General features: G+C 65.9%; 16 protein-coding genes. 10 read left to right on the top strand and 6 right to left on the bottom strand.

Features of this window, described 5'->3' with window-relative positions; all coding sequences use genetic code 11:
* Positions 1-106 precede the first annotated feature (106 nt).
* From eutB to ehuA, 8 genes are all read left to right on the top strand, one after another.
* Positions 107-1,135, top strand: a complete 1,029-nt coding sequence (gene eutB, locus ASE66_RS03975) for a hydroxyectoine utilization dehydratase EutB (RefSeq protein WP_057188232.1) — start codon at positions 107-109, stop codon at positions 1,133-1,135.
* On the top strand, positions 1,132-2,145 hold the full coding sequence (eutC, locus tag ASE66_RS03980) for an ectoine utilization protein EutC (protein WP_057188233.1): 1,014 nt from the start codon (positions 1,132-1,134) through the stop codon (positions 2,143-2,145). The genes eutB and eutC overlap by 4 nt, the downstream gene beginning before the upstream one ends.
* Positions 2,142-3,320, top strand: coding sequence for an ectoine hydrolase DoeA (doeA, locus tag ASE66_RS03985; RefSeq protein ID WP_057188234.1), 1,179 nt, complete (start codon positions 2,142-2,144; stop codon positions 3,318-3,320). The genes eutC and doeA overlap by 4 nt, the downstream gene beginning before the upstream one ends.
* 4 nt (positions 3,321-3,324) lie before the next feature.
* Positions 3,325-4,338 carry a N(2)-acetyl-L-2,4-diaminobutanoate deacetylase DoeB gene (doeB, locus tag ASE66_RS03990; protein ID WP_057188235.1) on the top strand — a complete coding sequence of 338 codons (1,014 nt, stop codon included), beginning with the start codon at positions 3,325-3,327 and terminating at the stop codon, positions 4,336-4,338.
* Positions 4,339-4,444: 106 nt separating this feature from the next.
* Positions 4,445-5,296: an ectoine/hydroxyectoine ABC transporter substrate-binding protein EhuB gene (gene ehuB / locus ASE66_RS03995; RefSeq protein ID WP_057188236.1), complete on the top strand. Its 852-nt coding sequence runs from the start codon at positions 4,445-4,447 to the stop codon at positions 5,294-5,296.
* An 85-nt stretch (positions 5,297-5,381) separates the two neighbouring features.
* Positions 5,382-6,047 carry an ectoine/hydroxyectoine ABC transporter permease subunit EhuC gene (ehuC, locus tag ASE66_RS04000; RefSeq protein ID WP_057188237.1) on the top strand — a complete coding sequence of 222 codons (666 nt, stop codon included), beginning with the start codon at positions 5,382-5,384 and terminating at the stop codon, positions 6,045-6,047.
* 10 nt (positions 6,048-6,057) lie between these two features.
* On the top strand, positions 6,058-6,750 hold the full coding sequence (gene ehuD / locus ASE66_RS04005) for an ectoine/hydroxyectoine ABC transporter permease subunit EhuD (protein WP_057188238.1): 693 nt from the start codon (positions 6,058-6,060) through the stop codon (positions 6,748-6,750).
* Positions 6,747-7,544: an ectoine/hydroxyectoine ABC transporter ATP-binding protein EhuA gene (gene ehuA / locus ASE66_RS04010; protein ID WP_057188239.1), complete on the top strand. Its 798-nt coding sequence runs from the start codon at positions 6,747-6,749 to the stop codon at positions 7,542-7,544. The genes ehuD and ehuA overlap by 4 nt, the downstream gene beginning before the upstream one ends.
* 26 nt (positions 7,545-7,570) lie before the next feature.
* Here ehuA and ASE66_RS04015 read toward each other — a convergent pair whose 3' ends face one another.
* Positions 7,571-8,035, bottom strand: a complete 465-nt coding sequence (locus ASE66_RS04015) for an Lrp/AsnC family transcriptional regulator (protein ID WP_057188240.1) — start codon at positions 8,033-8,035, stop codon at positions 7,571-7,573.
* 222 nt (positions 8,036-8,257) lie between these two features.
* On the opposite strand from ASE66_RS04015, the gene ASE66_RS04020 reads away from it, so the two are divergent.
* Positions 8,258-9,661, top strand: coding sequence for an aspartate aminotransferase family protein (locus ASE66_RS04020; protein ID WP_057188241.1), 1,404 nt, complete (start codon positions 8,258-8,260; stop codon positions 9,659-9,661).
* 35 nt (positions 9,662-9,696) lie between these two features.
* Entirely contained in the window at positions 9,697-11,124 is a 1,428-nt protein-coding gene (locus ASE66_RS04025) for an aldehyde dehydrogenase family protein (RefSeq protein WP_057188242.1), read from the top strand.
* 107 nt (positions 11,125-11,231) lie between these two features.
* On the opposite strand, the gene proX is transcribed toward ASE66_RS04025, so the two are convergent.
* From proX to ASE66_RS04050, 5 genes are all read right to left on the bottom strand, one after another.
* Positions 11,232-12,272, bottom strand: a complete 1,041-nt coding sequence (gene proX, locus ASE66_RS04030) for a glycine betaine/L-proline ABC transporter substrate-binding protein ProX (RefSeq protein WP_057188243.1) — start codon at positions 12,270-12,272, stop codon at positions 11,232-11,234.
* An 82-nt stretch (positions 12,273-12,354) separates the two neighbouring features.
* A complete protein-coding gene (locus ASE66_RS04035) occupies positions 12,355-13,302 on the bottom strand; it encodes an ABC transporter permease (RefSeq protein ID WP_057188244.1) in 948 nt (315 codons plus the stop codon).
* Positions 13,299-14,468, bottom strand: coding sequence for a quaternary amine ABC transporter ATP-binding protein (locus tag ASE66_RS04040; RefSeq protein WP_057188245.1), 1,170 nt, complete (start codon positions 14,466-14,468; stop codon positions 13,299-13,301). The genes ASE66_RS04035 and ASE66_RS04040 overlap by 4 nt, the downstream gene beginning before the upstream one ends.
* Before the next feature lie 64 nt (positions 14,469-14,532).
* Positions 14,533-14,847 (bottom strand): NIPSNAP family protein, encoded by a 315-nt coding sequence (locus tag ASE66_RS04045; protein WP_057188246.1) that lies wholly within the window; start codon positions 14,845-14,847, stop codon positions 14,533-14,535.
* A complete protein-coding gene (locus tag ASE66_RS04050; protein ID WP_057188247.1) occupies positions 14,844-15,689 on the bottom strand; it encodes an alpha/beta fold hydrolase in 846 nt (281 codons plus the stop codon). Before ASE66_RS04050 ends, ASE66_RS04045 begins: the two co-directional genes overlap by 4 nt.
* Between the last annotated feature and the right edge of the window lie 2 nt (positions 15,690-15,691).

Raw genomic sequence — 15,691 nt, forward strand, 5'->3', positions numbered from 1 at the left:
GGCTTTTTCGCGACCGCCACTTCAGCACGCGCGTCATAATTGAATCATGACAATATAGTAATTGACATGAAATTTTCTCCCTCGCAGCATGACAAGCGAGAGGGGAATGACGGTGACCAAACCGCATCTTGCCGCTGCAGAAGCAGAGCGGCCGGCCACGCAGCCGGCCTCCCTGGTTCTGTCCGACATCGAAGCCGCCGCAGCGCGCATCGCCGGCCGGGTGGTTCGCACACCGCTCGTCGCCTCGCCCTCCTTGAGCCGCCTCTGCGGCCACCCTATCCATCTCAAGCTCGAAACCCGCCAGCCGATCGGCGCCTTCAAGCTTCGTGGTGCGATGAACGCGGTGCTGGCATTGGACGGCGACCATAGCCGGCGCGGGCTCGTGACCGCGTCAACCGGCAATCATGGCCGCGCCGTCGCCTACGCCGCCCGGGAGCTCGGCCTTCACGCCACGATCTGCATGTCGGCGCTGGTGCCGGCCAACAAGGTCGAGGCGATCCGCTCGCTCGGCGCAGAGGTCCGTATCGTCGGCCGCTCTCAGGACGACGCACAGGCCGAGGTCGAGCGGCTGGTCGCCGAGCATGGGCTCGCCCCGATCCAGCCCTTCGACCATCCGGATGTCGTCGCAGGCCAGGGCACGATCGGTCTCGAACTGGTCGAGGATATGCCTGATCTCGCCTGCGCGCTGATCCCACTCTCGGGCGGCGGTCTCGCGGCCGGGATTGCGGTCGCGGTCAAGGCGCTGCGGCCCTCGGCAAGGATCGTCGGCATCTCGATGGAGCGCGGCGCCGCCATGGCCGCGGCGCTTGCAGCCGGCCATCCCGTCGCGATGGTCGAAGAGGAAACACTGGCGGATTCGCTCGGCGGTGGCATCGGCCTTTCCAACCGCGTCACCTTCGCGCTGTGCCGCGACCTTCTCGACGAAGTCGTATTGCTGAGCGAGACGGAGATCGCCGCAGGCATCCGCCATGCAGCGCGCGATGAGGGCGAGATTGTCGAGGGCGCCGGTGCGGTCGGTATCGCGGCCTTGCTTGCCGGCAAGGCCAATCCGCTGGGGCCGACAGCGCTCATCGTCTCCGGCCGCAATATCGACGAGGCCGTGCACCGGCGCATCGTCTCCGGGGCCGCCGCATGAGCCGCATGCTTGTCCTCACTGAAGCGGAACTGCGCCGCGTCGTCAGGCTCGATCAGAGCGCGGTTGCCTGTGTCGAGGAAGCCTTCGCGGCGCTCGCGACCAAGCCCGTCGCCATGCCGCCGATCCTGCGGCTCGACATCCCCGAATATCGCGGTGAGGTCGATGTGAAGACGGCCTATGTGCCGGGCCTCGACGGCTTCGCGATCAAGGTCAGCCCCGGCTTCTTCGACAATCCCAAGCTCGGCCTGCCCAGCCTGAACGGGCTGATGATCCTGTTCAGCGCCAGGACCGGGCTGGTCGAGGCGCTGCTCCTGGACAATGGCTATCTCACCGATGTCAGGACGGCCGCGGCCGGAGCCGTCGCGGCACGCCACCTCGCCCGGCCGGATGCGGCGGTCGCCGCCGTCTTCGGCGCCGGCATGCAGGCAAGGCTCCAGCTCGAAGCGCTGGCGCTGGTGCGGCCGATACGGGAGGCGCGGATCTGGGCGCGTGACCAGGAGAAGGCCGGTAAGGTCGCGAGCGACCTCTCCCGGAAGCTTGGTATTTCCGTCACGGCGATTACCGATCCTCGGGCGGCCGTAAGGGGCGCCGACATCATCGTCACCACGACGCCGAGCGAACAGCCCATCCTGAGGGCAGACTGGCTCGAGCCCGGCCAGCACGTCACCGCGATGGGCTCCGACAGCGAGCACAAGAACGAGATCGACCCGGCCGTCTTCGCTCGCGCGACCTATGTCGCCGACCGCCTCAGCCAGACCCGGCGCCTCGGCGAACTCGCCTCCGCGATCCGCGCCGGCCTCACCACGGCCGACCAGTCTTTCGCTGAACTGGGCGAGGTCATCGCGGGCAAGCGCACCGGCCGGACGCGTGCTGACGAGATCACCCTGGCGGACCTGACCGGCACCGGCGTGCAGGACACGGCGATCGCCAATCTTGCCGCCGCCCGCGCCCTCAGTGCCGGCGCCGGGCAGACCATCGACACCAAAGCCGAAGCGGGAGACGCCGCGTGACCGTGACCCTGAATTTCACGCGCGAGGAGTATGCCGAGCGCCTCGCCAAGACCCGTACCGCGATGGAGCGGGCCGGCGTCGAGCTGATGATCGTCACCGATCCCTCAAACATGCACTGGCTCACCGGCTATGATGGCTGGTCGTTCTACGTCCACCAATGCGTGCTGGTGCCGCCGACGGGCGAGCCGATCTGGTACGGTCGCAAGCAGGATGCGAACGGCGCAAAGCGCACCGCCTATCTCGGCCATGACAACATCATCGGCTATCCCGACCACTATGTTCAGTCGACCGAGCGCCATCCGATGGATCTGCTCGCTGAGATCATCGCCGAGCGCGGCTGGGGCACGCTCTCGATCGCGGTCGAGATGGACAATTACTACTTCTCGGCGGCGGCCTTCGCCTCGCTGCAGAAGCACCTGCCCAATGCCCGCTTCAAGGATGCCGGCGGACTGGTGAACTGGCAGCGCGCGGTCAAGAGCACGACCGAACTCGACTACATGCGCAAGGCCGGCCGCATCGTCGAGCTGATGCATAAGCGCATCGTCGAGGTCGCCCGACCCGGCATGCGCAAATGCGATCTCGTCGCCGAGATCTATGATGCCGGCATCCGCGGCACGCCCGAGTTCGGCGGCGACTATCCGGCGATCGTGCCGCTGCTGCCCTCGGGCGCCGACGCCTCCGCGCCGCATCTGACCTGGGACGACAAGCCGATGCGATCAGGTGAAGGCACGTTCTTCGAGATTGCCGGTGCCTACAAACGCTATCATTGCCCGCTCTCGCGCACCGTCTTCCTGGGCAAACCGACGCAGGCCTTCCTCGATGCCGAGAAGGCGACGCTCGAAGGCATGGAAGCCGGCCTCGCCGCGGCAAAGCCCGGCAACACCTGCGAGGACATCGCCAACGCCTTCTTCGCGGTGCTGAAGCGGTACGGGATCATCAAGGACAACCGCACCGGCTACCCGATCGGCCTGTCCTATCCGCCCGATTGGGGCGAGCGCACCATGAGCCTCAGGCCCGGCGACCGGACCGAGCTCAAGCCCGGCATGACCTTCCATTTCATGACCGGCCTCTGGCTCGAGGATATGGGCCTCGAGATCACCGAAAGCATCGCGATCACTGAGAGCGGCGTCGAATGCCTGTCGAACGTGCCGCGCCAGCTCTTCGTCAAGGCTTGACGCGATGTTGACCGCCTCACCCCGTCCCTCGCCGGTGACACCCACGATCGACCTGTCGGCGCAGGGCGTCCAGCACGGCCACTTACGCCTGCCCTATAGCCGCGACGACAGCGCCTGGGGTTCGGTGATGATCCCGATCTGCGTGATCGCGAACGGCGAAGGGCCGACCGCGCTCCTGATCGGCGCCAACCACGGTGACGAATACGAAGGGCCGGCGGCGCTGTTCGAGCTGGCGCGCACGCTCGATCGGGCCGAGGTTTCGGGTCGCGTCATCATCCTGCCGGCGCTGAACTATCCGGCCTTCCTAGCCGGCACGCGCACCTCGCCGATCGACAAGGGCAATCTCAACCGCAGCTTTCCCGGCCGACCGGATGGAGGCGTGACCGAGAAGATCGCCGACTACGTCACGCGCCATCTCGTGCCGCTCGCCGATATCGTCCTCGACTTCCACTCCGGTGGAAAGACGCTCGACTTCTTGCCCTATGCCGCCGCGCATGAATTGCCGGACAAGGCGCAGGAGGCGCGCTGCTTTGCAGCGGTCGCCGCCTTCTCCGCGCCCTACTCGATGAAGATGCTGGAGATCGACGCCGTCGGCATGCTCGACACCACCGTCGAGGAGATGGGCAAGGTCTTCGTCACGACCGAGCTCGGCGGCGCCGGAACGGCAAGTGCACGCAGCATCGGCATCGCCCGGCGTGGTGCCGCCAACCTGCTCAGGCACTCCGGTATCCTGGCAGGTACGCCCGAGACCGCGCCGAGCAGCTGGCTCGACATGCCCTCGGGCGACTGCTTCATCTTCGCCCAGGATGACGGGCTGATCGTCTTCGAGCACGACCTCGGCGAACCCGTGCGCGCCGGCGAGGTGATCGCCCGGGTCTATCCCGTCGGCAAGACCGGGCTCGCCCCTGCCGAGTACCAGGCCGCCATGGACGGCATCCTGGCCGCGCGCCACGTCCCCGGGCTGATCAAGGCCGGCGACTGCCTCTCGGTGCTTGCCGTGCTGACGGAGGCGCCCTGACCCGTTCGGCCGGGAGACCGGTCCAAGCCAATCCGCCGGCGCAAAGACGCCAGAGAAGCCGAAGCAATCGGCAAGCGGAGAAACATCAACCAGAGGAGAATTGCACATGCCGTTTCTGAAAATCGCCGGGGTATCCGCTTTCGCTGTCGCCATCGGCCTCTCCGCCGCCGGCGCCACCACGCTCAAGGACGTCAAGGACCAGGGTTATATCCGCGTCGCGACCGCCAATGAGGTGCCCTATTCCTACATGAAGGATGACGGCACCTCGGCCGGCATCGGCCCCGACGTCGCCAACGCCGTGCTGAAGAAGCTCGGCGTCGCCGAGGCCAACTGGTCGGTCACGCCCTTCGGCACGCTGATCCCCGGCCTCAAGGCCAAGCGCTTCGACTTCGTCGCCGCCGAGCAGAACATCTCGCCGGAGCGCTGCAAGCAGGTCTCGTTCTCCGAGCCGAACTCCTCCTATGGCGAGGGCCTGCTGGTGAAGAAGGGCAATCCGAAGAAGCTCACGACCTATGCCGACATCGCCAAGGACCCGTCGCTGAAGGTCGCGGTCGTCTCCGGGGCGAACAATATCGACTTCCTGCGCGCCGTCGGCGTCAAGGACAGCCAGGTGATCTTCATCACCGCCAATGCCGATGCGCTCGCCACCGTGCAGAGCCGCGCCGACGCCTATGCCGCGACCGAGCTCACCGTCGCCTCGCTCGCCAAGGGCCAGGCCAATGTCGAGCAGGTCGCGCCCTTCACCGATCCGGTGGTCAACGGCAAGCCGGTCCGCAATTTCGGCGGCTTCGCCTTCCGGCCCGAGGACAAGGAGTTGCGCGACGCCTTCAATGTCGCCCTCGTCGAGTTCCGCAAGAGCGACGAGTACAAGAAGACCCTTGGCAATTACGGGCTGTCCGAGGCCAGCATCAAGGCGGCGGCGGAGCGTAAGGTCGAGGACCTTTGCGCCGGCAAATAGGGCGCTAGCCGAACACGTTTCCGCCCGCCCAAGTGGCGGGCGGGACTCTGCGCCCATATTCGACGCTCTCGCGGGAGTTTACCGGATGGAGTGGCTGTCCTATCTGCCTGCGCTCTCGCGCGGCGCACTCGTCACCGCGGCGATCACGCTGTCGGCAATCGCGATCGGCGCCGTCGCCGCCTTCGTGGCCGGCATCGCCCGCGTCGAGGGCGGGCGCGTGCTGTCGACGATCGCGCTCTGTTACACGGAGCTCTTCCGCGGGACGTCGCTGCTCGTCCAGTTGTTCTGGTTCTACTATGCCCTGCCGCTCGTCGGCGTCAGCTTCGAGCCCGTCGCCACCGGCATTCTCGTGCTCTCCCTGCATGTCGGCGCCTATGGCTCCGAGATCGTGCGCGGCGCGCTGCAATCGGTCTCCGTGCAGCAGCGTGAGGCGGCGCGGGCGCTGAATTTCGGCCGCGCCCAGACGCTTCTCCGTATCAGCCTGCCGCAGGCGCTGGTCGAGATGATGCCGGCCTTCGGCAATCTCGCCATCGAGACTCTGAAGCTGTCCTCGCTGGTTTCGCTGATCTCGATCGCCGACCTGACCTTCCGGGCGCAGTCGATCCGCAACCTCACCCTCGACAGCGCCGGCGTCTACAGCCTGACGCTCGTCGGCTACTTCGCGATGTCGCTGGTGCTGATGCTGATCATGCGGCTGATCGAGCGGTGGGTCCGGCGCGGCGCGGCCTTCCCGCGCGCGGCGCATTCGTGAGGCCGATGGCATGATGTACGGCTTCGAATGGGATACGACGACGCCGCTGACCTACGCGGCCTCGATCCTGCCGATCATCCTGATCGGGCTCACCGTGACGCTGCAGGCGGCGGCGGCCGGCTTTGCGATCGCGCTGGTGCTCGGTCTCGTCTTCGCGCTGCTACGCCGCAGCCGGCTCGCGGCCGTGTCCTGGACCACGGCCGTGGTCGTCGAATTCCTGCGCGACACGCCGCTCCTGGTGCAGCTCTTCTTCCTCTATTACGTGCTGCCGGATTACGGCATCACGCTGCCGGCTTTCCTGACCGGAGCGCTCGCGCTCGGGCTGCAATATTCGGCCTATACCTCCGAGGTCTATCGCGGTGGCATCGAGGCTGTGCCGCGTGGGCAATGGGAAGCGGCGACCGCGCTGAACCTCAGCCGGCTGCAGACTTATCGCGACATCGTCGTGCCGCAGATCGTGCCGCGCATCCTGCCGGCGATGGGCAACTACCTCGTCGCCATGATCAAGGAGACGCCAGTGCTCTCCATCGTCACCGTGCTCGAGATGATGGGGCTCGCCAACATGATCGGCGAGCGCACCTTCGAATATCTCGTGCCGCTGACGCTGGTCGGCCTGATCTTCCTTCTCCTCACGCTGATCTGCTCGGCCGGGCTGCACCGGCTGCAGAAGGCGCTGCCGAAAGCAGGGATTCCGTTGCGATGACCGACACCGCCCAGCCTGCCGTCGATCCACAGCCGCCCATCATCGAGTTCGCCGGCGTGACCAAGCGGTTCGGCGCCTTGACCGTGCTCGACGATTTCAACTTCAGCGTCGCCCGCGGCGAGAAGGTCACGCTGATCGGCCCGTCGGGCTCGGGCAAGTCGACGGTGCTGCGCATCCTGATGACCCTGGAGCCGTTCCAGGAGGGACGGTTGACGCTCGCCGGCATGTCCTATCACGAGCCGAATGCCGGCGGACCGTTCAAGGCGTCGGATAGTCATCTGCGCCAGATCCGCAGCCATGTCGGCATGGTCTTCCAGAGCTTCAACCTGTTCCCGCACATGACTGTGCTGCGCAATGTCGTCGAGGCACCGCTACGGGTGCTCGGCCTGCCGCGCGGCGAGGCCGAATGCCGGGCGGTCGACCTGCTCGCCATGGTCGGGCTCGCCGACAAGAAGGACCACTATCCGGCGCAGCTTTCCGGCGGTCAGCAGCAGCGCGTCGCGATTGCCCGTGCGCTCGCCATGCGCCCGCGCGTGCTGCTGTTCGACGAGCCGACCTCGGCGCTCGATCCGCAACTCGTCGGCGAGGTGCTCTCGGTCATCCGCGGCCTCGCCAGCGAGCATGATCTCACCATGCTTCTCGTCACCCACGAGATGCGCTTCGCCCGCGAGGTCTCCGACCGGGTCTGCTTTTTCGACAAGGGCCGCATCTGCGAACAGGGCGAGCCGGAGCGCATCTTCAGCGCGCCCGAGCAGCCTCGTACCCGCGAATTCCTGGCCTCGGTGCTAGGCTGAACCGGCGCCGCTTCAACTGCGGAAATTCACAGTTCGATTGGCAAGGAAAACCCTGCCTTCACGCGGTCCATGACCACCAAGGTCTTGAAGCCCTTGATGTCGGGGTTCTCGTAAAAGAACCGTCGCGTGAACTGCTCGTAGTCCTCCATGTCGCGTGCGGTCACCACGAGTACAAAGTCAGCGTCGCCCGTCACATAGAAGCCGATCATCACTTCGGTGGTCGACCTGATGGCAGCCTTGAAGCGATCGACGATGTCCGCGCGCTCCCGTTCGAGAGAGACGAGCACGAGCATCGAAACCGGGCGCCCGACCGCCTTCGGGGACACGATCGAGACGTCCCCCTCGATAACGCCCGCCGCGCGCAGTCTTTTCATGCGGCGCTGGCAGGCGGTTGGCGACAGGTTCGCCAGTTCGGCGAGCTCTTCCGATGTGAGGCGGTTGTTCGCCTGCACTGCCCTCAGGAGCTTGATGTCGATCTGATCTAGCGTCATTGCGCACGAATCCTGCGTGAAGCCGATAAATACGCAGAAAGCCATCCATTGAGAGCATGTGAACGCCGCCAACCTGCGCCTTGGCTCTATATAACGTTATCAATGGTCAGGACACCAAATCCGGCGGTTGGCGGTCACGCCCGCTGACAATCGCTCGCGGTGGAGCGCGGAGACTTCTCCGGCGCTCTCGACTGAACATTCGATGACAGAAGGAGCCACGCAATGACGGTCAACGTCGCCGAGATCAGCAGGCTGGACCGCGCCAGCGTCCTCCATCCCTTCACGCAGCTCGCCGACTTCGCGAGCGGCAAGATCGGTGATCCGACCATCGTGGAGACAGGCAAGGGCATCCGGATTCAGGATGCGACCGGCAAGGAGTTCATCGACGGCTTCGCCGGACTCTACTGCATGAACATCGGCTACGGTCGGACAGAGGTGGCGGAGGCGATTTCCCGTCAGGCCTATCGGCTCGCCTACTACCATACCTACGCTGCGCACACGACCGACGAGCTGGCGATCCTGTCCGATCGCCTGGTGCGGATGGCCCCGGGCAAGATGAGCAAGGTTTTCTATGGCATGTCGGGCTCCGACGCCAACGAGACGAATGTCAAACTCGTCTGGTACTACAACAACCTCCGCGGCAAGCTGAAAAAGAAGAAGATCATCTCACGTCTGCGGGGTTACCACGGTTGCAGCGTGGTGTCGGGGTCGCTGACCGGCATGAGCTTCTATCATGACCATATGGACCTGCCGGTTTCCGGGATCATCCACACTGGCGCGCCACACCACTATTGGGGCGCAGAAGCCGGCGAGACGGAGCTTGCCTTCTCGGCGCGCCGGGCCGCTGAACTCGACGCGCTGATCCAGCGCGAGGGAGCCGATACCGTTGCGGCGTTCATCGCGGAGCCGGTCCTTGGCACGGGTGGCATCACGCCGCCCCCGGAAGGCTATTGGGCCGCCATCCAGGAGGTCCTCAGGAAGCACGACGTGCTCCTCATCGCCGACGAAGTGATCACGGGCTTCGGGCGGACGGGCTCAATGTTCGGCTCCCATCACTACGGAATCGAGCCCGATCTGATCACCATCGCCAAGGGCCTGACCTCGGCATACTTCCCGCTTTCCGGCTCCATCGTGGGCGAGAAGATCTACGCGGTGATGGAAGAAGGCGCGGCAAAGGTCGGGGCATTCTCCCACGGTTACACCTATTCGGGACATCCCATCGGTGCCGCCGCCGCGAACGCGGTCCTCGACATCGTCGAGAAGGAAGACCTGCCTGGCAATGCGCGCGTCGTCGGCGAGCACTTCCAGCAACGGCTCACCGCCACATTCGCTCAGCTCCCGATCGTCGGCGAGGTTCGCGGCGTTGGATTGATGGGCGCGATCGAATTCGTCGCTGATCGGGAGCGCAAGACCCGCTTCGACGCCGGATTGAAGGTTGGCGCCCGTGTCTCGAAGGCGGCACGCGACCGCGGCCTGATCGCTCGCGCGATGCCACACGGCGACATCCTCGGCTTTGCTCCGCCGCTGGTGACGACCAAGGGAGAGATCGACGAGATCATTTCGATCGCCGAGGCCGCGGTACGAGAGGTCATGGACGAGCTGTCACGCGAAAACGCGATCGCCTGATCGGGCACAGCCTGCCGCACTGCTTGGATATCGTCATGGCGTCTCCAGACTCCCACTTGGATGTGGTGCCGGCCGCATCCGAGGATTGCACCACCATCGATGTCGAGAACCCATTCGACGGCTCGGTCGTCGGGAGGGTTCCCTCGACCGGCACGGAAGCTCTTGACGATCTGCTCGCCCGCGCCCGGCGTGGAGCGGCTGTGTCTCGCCAATTGCCGCGTCACAAGCGGGCCGACATCCTCGAAGGCGCTGCCGCCCGCATAACCGATCGCTGCGATAGTTTCGCGAACACGATCGTCGCCGAGGCCGGGAAGACGATCGTTCAGGCACGCAAGGAGGTCATGCGTTGTGCCAACACGTTGAAGCTCTCGGCGGAAGAGGCAAAGCGCAACACGGGTGAGGTCATTCCCTTCGACGCCTATCCGGGATCAGAGCAGCGCCAGGGCTGGTTCACACGCGAGCCACTCGGGATCATCACCGCGATTACGCCCTACAACGACCCGCTCAATCTCGTGGCGCACAAACTCGGGCCGGCAATCGCCGGCGGGAACGCGCTCCTCCTCAAGCCGTCCGAACTGACTCCGCTCTCCGCAATGAAGCTGGTCGAGGTTCTCATCGAAGCTGGCTTGCCCGAAGAGATCATCACGGTCGCAATCGGCGGCGTCGATCTCGGCAAGGCACTCGTCTCCGCCCGAGATGTTCGTATGGTATCGTTCACCGGTGGTTTCGCCGCTGGGGAAGCGATCACGCGCTCTGCTGGGTTGAAGAAGCTCGCGATGGAGCTCGGCGGCAACGCGCCGGTCATCGTCATGGCCGACTGCGACTTCGACATGGCGGTCGAAAGCTGCGTCTCGGGTGCGTTTTGGGCTGCGGGGCAGAACTGTATCGGCACGCAGCGCATTCTCATCCAGGCGCAGCTGTATCAGCGCTTCCGTGACGCCTTCGTGCTGGCCACGCAAGAGCTCACAGCAGGCGACCCGTCACGGGAAGACACAGATGTCGGACCGATGATCTCGGAGACGGTCGCGAAGCGAGCCGAAGCCGCCGTGAACGATGCAATCGCGGCTGGCGCGACCTTGCTCTGCGGCAATCTTCGCAAAGGTTCGCTCTACAATCCGACCGTGCTGGAGGGCACTCCTCCGACCTGCTCGCTATGGCACGATGAGGTTTTTGCCCCGGTGGTGATGCTGTCGCCATTCGAGACCTTGGATCAGGCGATCGATATGGCCAACGATCCTGACTACAGCCTGCATGCCGGCATCTTCACGAACAGTCTCTCGGTTGCGCTGGAAGCCTCCCGGCGGCTCGACGCCGGCGGCGTCATGATCAATGATTCCTCCGATTATCGGTTCGATGCCATGCCGTTCGGCGGGTTCAAGCACGGCAGCATCGGGCGGGAGGGCGTTCGTTTTGCCGTCGAGGAGATGACCCAACCAAAGGTCGTTTGCATCAATCGCAGGTAACAGCCTTCACGTGCCACGCCATCTGCCGACCTGGGCCACGCCAGTTGCGGTCGCTGGGCCAAAAGGAAAGCCGGCCCTCCGGGCCGGCTTTCCCATTGCGTTCCTGCTCAGACAGCGTCCCTGCCGCTCTTCACCCAGCCATCGAAGATCGCCTTGTTCTGGCTGATCCACTCTTCCGCCATGCGGTTGACGTTGGCGCTGCTCGCTCCGTTCTTGTTGATATTGAACTCCCAGGCCGACCAGATCGGCAGCGGGAACTTCATCTGCTCGATCAGCGCCTTGACCGCCGGGTTGGCCGCGACGAACTGCTTGTTGGCAACGGAAGCCCAGTTCCACGACGCCATCGCCATGCGGCAGGGATCGGCCCCGCCGGCACAGCCCTTGACGCCGGCGACCTGGGCCGAGCCGCGATTGGGCACGTTTGGCGGCAGCGCGTCCTCCGGTGTCGGCAGCCAGACGACCTCCTCGCCCGGGATCAACGCGTTGTTCACCCAGGACGGGCTCCAGGCGTAGAAGAAGGCCGGCTCGCCGCGCTTCACCCGCGCCACGGCCTCGACCATCAGCGTCTCGTACTTGCCGCGTACCGAGCGCACCGTGTCCTTCAGCCCGAACTTGTCGATCTGGAAGTCGACGACGTCGCCGCAGCTCCAGCCGGGATCGCAATTGATCAGATCGGCCCGCCCGTCCTTGCCAAACAGGGCGGCGAGCTTGGGGTCCTTCATCTGGGCGAGGCTGGTGATGCTGTGTGCCGTCGCCGTCTTCTTGTCGATCAGGTAGCCGTTGACGCCGCCGCCGACGATCATGCCGCTGCCGATGAGCTCGGCCTGCTTCTCGACGGCGCGGAAGGCCGGCTCGCGCTGGGGCATGTTGACGTCGGTCGCCAGATCGAGGTCGCCCTGCGCCGCGGCCTGGAAGAACAGCGTCGTATTGAGTGTCGAGATCTTCACCTCGTAGCCGAGTTCCTTCAGCGCCCGGTTGACGATCTGGGCGGTGACATAGTTGGCGCCGAGGCTGTCGCTCTGGGCGTAGCGCACGGTCTTGCCCTTGCCCGGCAGCGCCTGGGCGAGGGCGGTGCCTTGCAGTGTGGCCACGGCGAGCGCCGCCGCGGCGAATGTCTTGACGAAGGTCTTGGCTGACGGGCTGATCATCGCGTTCTCCTCTTTGATTGTCGCTTCTTGTTGTCCCCACCCGCCTGACCGGCGGGATGTCTTGCGCCGCTGGCTGCGGCGTCTATGCGCCTTGCCGGGTGGCCTCGCCCGGCGGCAGGGCGGCGATCTCCTCGCGCCGCCCGCCGCGCAGGAAGCGCAGTGCGAGCTGGAACAGCGACGGGCGCTGGCCGCTCTTGGCCTCGGCGAGCTTCTGCGTGATCCGGTCGAGCATCATCGCCAGCAGCACGATGGCGATGCCGCCGACAGCGGCGCGGCCGACATCGAGCCGCCCCAGCCCCTGGAGCACGACGAGGCCGAGCCCCTCGGCGCCGATCATCGCGACGACGACCGACATCACCATCGCGGTCAGCACCGTCTGGTTGAGGCCGCCGAGAATGGTCGGGATCGCGAGCGGCAGCTGGATTTCCCAGAGCAGTTGGCGCCGGTCGGCACCGAAGGCGAGGCCGGCCTCGACGATCTCGTGCTCAACCATGCGGATGCCGAGATTGGTGAAGCGGATCAGGGGCGGAGCGGCCGCCGTGACGACCGCAACCTCGCCCGGCACCGTCCCGACGCCGAAGAGCATGACCACCGGCACGAGATAGACGAAGGTCGGCGTGGTCTGCATGATGTCGAGGATCGGACGGACCACGTTCCAGACCCGGTCGCTGCGCGCGCAGAGAATGCCGATCGGAATGCCGATCACGGCGCAGAAGACGATCGCCGTCGCGATCAGCGACAGGGTCGTCATCGCTTCGGCCCAGACGCCGAGCATGGCGATCGCGACCAGCGAGACGACGCTGAAGATCGCGACGCCCGCGCCGGCACTGCGCCAGGCGACGAGGCCGATCAGCAGCAGCATCGCCGGAAACGGGATGGCGTGCAGCACCCAGTCGTTGAAGCCGAGCAGGCTCTCGACCGGCCATTTGATCGCCTGGAAGAACGGGCGCAGGTTCAGCGCCAGCCAGCGCACCCCGTCCTGGATCCACTGGTCGATCGGGAAGATGGCAAGATCATCGGCCTTGATCATGACTCGAACTCCCGAGCCGGCAGGTTGGCGATGCGGGCGAGTATCTGCTCGGCGCCGAGCAGGCCGACGAGCCGGCCGGCATCGTCGACCACGCCGACGCTCCGGTCGGCGCGGTAGCAGCGGGCGACATCGATGAGCTTGGCGGCCGCCGGCACGCAGATCGGGGCAGCGTGCTCGGCCGGCAGCATCCCGGTCTGCTGCAGGCAGGCGATCTCGGCGCCGTCCAGCCCGGCAACGACCTGCTCCTGCTGATCGAGCAGGAAGCCCCCCTCCGGCCCGCCGACGACGATGCCGGCCGGCCCGCGCCAGAGCTCCGCGGGCACCTTCATCACCGAGCGCGCGTCGAACAGGCGCGCCCGATCGACCTCGCGCGTGAAGGCCGCGACATAGTCGCTGCCCGGCTCGAGCACGATCGACTGCGGCGTGCCCTCGCGCACCAGCCGCCCCTCGGACATGATCGCGATGCGGGTGCCGAGCTTCAGCGCCTCCTGGAAATCATGGGTGATGAACAGGATGGTCTTGTTGAACGTGCGCTGCAGGCGCAGCAGCTCGTCCTGCATCTCGGTGCGGATCAGCGGATCGAGCGCGCTGAAGGCCTCGTCCATGATCAGGATGTCTGCATCGGTCGCCAGTGCCCTCGCCAGGCCGACACGCTGGCGCATGCCGCCCGAGAGCTGGTGCGGCAGATGATAGCCCCAGCGCCCGAGCCCGACGACGGAAAGGACCTCCTCGGCACGGCGGCGTCGCGCGGCCGGCGGAACGCCACGCAGCTTCAGCCCGAATTCGACATTGTCGATCACGCGCTTGTTCGGCAGCAGCGCGAAATGCTGGAACACCATCGAGATGCGCGTGCGCCTGACCTCGCGCAGCGCCTTCTCGTCGAGTGGCACGAGATCCTGCCCGTCGAGCAGGATACGGCCGGCGCTGGGTTCGTTCAGGCGGTTGATGCAGCGCGCCAGGGTGGATTTGCCGGAGCCCGACAGCCCCATCACCATGTACATGGCGCCGGACGGCACCGCGAGCGAGACGTCGTCCAGGCCGACGACATGGCCGAGCGTCTCGAAGACGCTGTCCTTCGTGCCACCCTTGCGCAGGACCTGCAGGGCAGGTCCGGGATCCTTGGCGAAAACCTTGTAGAGGTTCTCGATACGCAGCCTCTCGCTCACTGCAACTCCCCTCCTGTGATCGTGCGGGGCGGCGATTGCGCCTTGTCACCCGCGCATGCTGCGCTCAGCGCAGCGGCGAAAAATCCGTAGGCAGCAGAATGCGGTTCTCGGCCTGCTCGATATTCTCAACCAGCTTGGGCAGAAAGGCCTGCCAGCGCGGATCGTCGGCGAGCTGCTGGCGCCGCCTGCGGCGGTCTTCGAGATCGGTATAGGCCCATAGATGCGTGACCTGGCTCAGCACCCCGATCTCGGTGGTGAAATAGCCGACGAGATGCCCGAGGATCGGCTGCTGGATAGCGAGCCCCTCCTCGCGCACGAGCTGGAGATAGCGGCCCATCCGTCCGTTGCGGATGCGGTAGATGCGTTCCTCGACGATCACGCTGCGTCCTCCGCACCCGTTTCCATGAGAAAGTCGCCCATCAACATCGCGACGCGGTCGGGCGCCTCGTTCAGCAGGGAATGGCGCAGCCCCGGCAGGATATGCAGGCGGGAGCCGGCGATGCGCTCGTGCATGAAGCGCGACATGCGCGGATTCGAGCCCAGGTCGTGCTCGCCGGTGGCGATCAGGGTCGGGAGGCGGATCTGGTCGATCAGCCCGCCGAAATCGGTTTCCGCCAGGACGCGGTAGGCGGCGGCATAGCAATCGGGATCATTCTCGGCATTGCGGCGGCGCAGTTCCGCGATCAGCTCCGGATTCCGCTCCTGGAAATCCTCGGTCAGCCAACGCGACAGCGATGCATCGTAATGCGAGCCGCGGTCGCCGGCCTTGAGCGCCGCAAGCCTGGCGAGCACGCGCTCGCGCTCCTCCGGCGTCCGGCCGGACACGGTCGAGAGCAGGACGAGCCGTCGCAGCCGCTCGGGATGCGTGAGGGCGAGGCGCTGCGCGATTAGCCCGCCGAGCGAAAATCCCGCGATATCGAAGCTGGCGAAACCGACATGGTCGGCGAGACCGAGCACGTCCCCGGTGAAATCGTCAATCTCGTAGCGCCCCCTTACCCGCTCGGAGCGGCCATGGCCGCGCAGGTCGAAGCTCAGTATCCGGAAGCGGTCGGAGAGCCGCGCGATCACCCCGTCCCAGGCCTCGCGATAGGAGCCGACGCCGTGGACCAGCACGAGCGGCCGAGGCCCCTGCCCGCTCAGCCGATAGTTCAGCGCGACGCCCTCGCGGACGAAGGTTCCGGCGATATCCGGATCGATCGCTGCGGCGGCGAGGCCAGCCATCT

The sequence above is a fragment of the Allobosea sp. Root483D1 genome (genome assembly GCF_001429505.1).
GTDB lineage: Bacteria > Pseudomonadota > Alphaproteobacteria > Rhizobiales > Beijerinckiaceae > Allobosea.

Coding starts and splice junctions, on each gene's coding strand:
- doeB (WP_057188235.1), top strand. CDS start 3,325: ATGTTGACCGCCTCACCCCGTCCCTCGCCGGTGACACCCACGATCGAC.
- ehuC (WP_057188237.1), top strand. CDS start 5,382: ATGGAGTGGCTGTCCTATCTGCCTGCGCTCTCGCGCGGCGCACTCGTC.
- ASE66_RS04050 (WP_057188247.1), bottom strand. CDS start 15,689: ATGGCTGGCCTCGCCGCCGCAGCGATCGATCCGGATATCGCCGGAACC.
- ASE66_RS04015 (WP_057188240.1), bottom strand. CDS start 8,035: ATGACGCTAGATCAGATCGACATCAAGCTCCTGAGGGCAGTGCAGGCG.
- eutC (WP_057188233.1), top strand. CDS start 1,132: ATGAGCCGCATGCTTGTCCTCACTGAAGCGGAACTGCGCCGCGTCGTC.
- ehuD (WP_057188238.1), top strand. CDS start 6,058: ATGATGTACGGCTTCGAATGGGATACGACGACGCCGCTGACCTACGCG.
- ehuA (WP_057188239.1), top strand. CDS start 6,747: ATGACCGACACCGCCCAGCCTGCCGTCGATCCACAGCCGCCCATCATC.
- ASE66_RS04020 (WP_057188241.1), top strand. CDS start 8,258: ATGACGGTCAACGTCGCCGAGATCAGCAGGCTGGACCGCGCCAGCGTC.
- ASE66_RS04035 (WP_057188244.1), bottom strand. CDS start 13,302: ATGATCAAGGCCGATGATCTTGCCATCTTCCCGATCGACCAGTGGATC.
- proX (WP_057188243.1), bottom strand. CDS start 12,272: ATGATCAGCCCGTCAGCCAAGACCTTCGTCAAGACATTCGCCGCGGCG.
- ehuB (WP_057188236.1), top strand. CDS start 4,445: ATGCCGTTTCTGAAAATCGCCGGGGTATCCGCTTTCGCTGTCGCCATC.
- eutB (WP_057188232.1), top strand. CDS start 107: ATGACGGTGACCAAACCGCATCTTGCCGCTGCAGAAGCAGAGCGGCCG.
- ASE66_RS04025 (WP_057188242.1), top strand. CDS start 9,697: ATGGCGTCTCCAGACTCCCACTTGGATGTGGTGCCGGCCGCATCCGAG.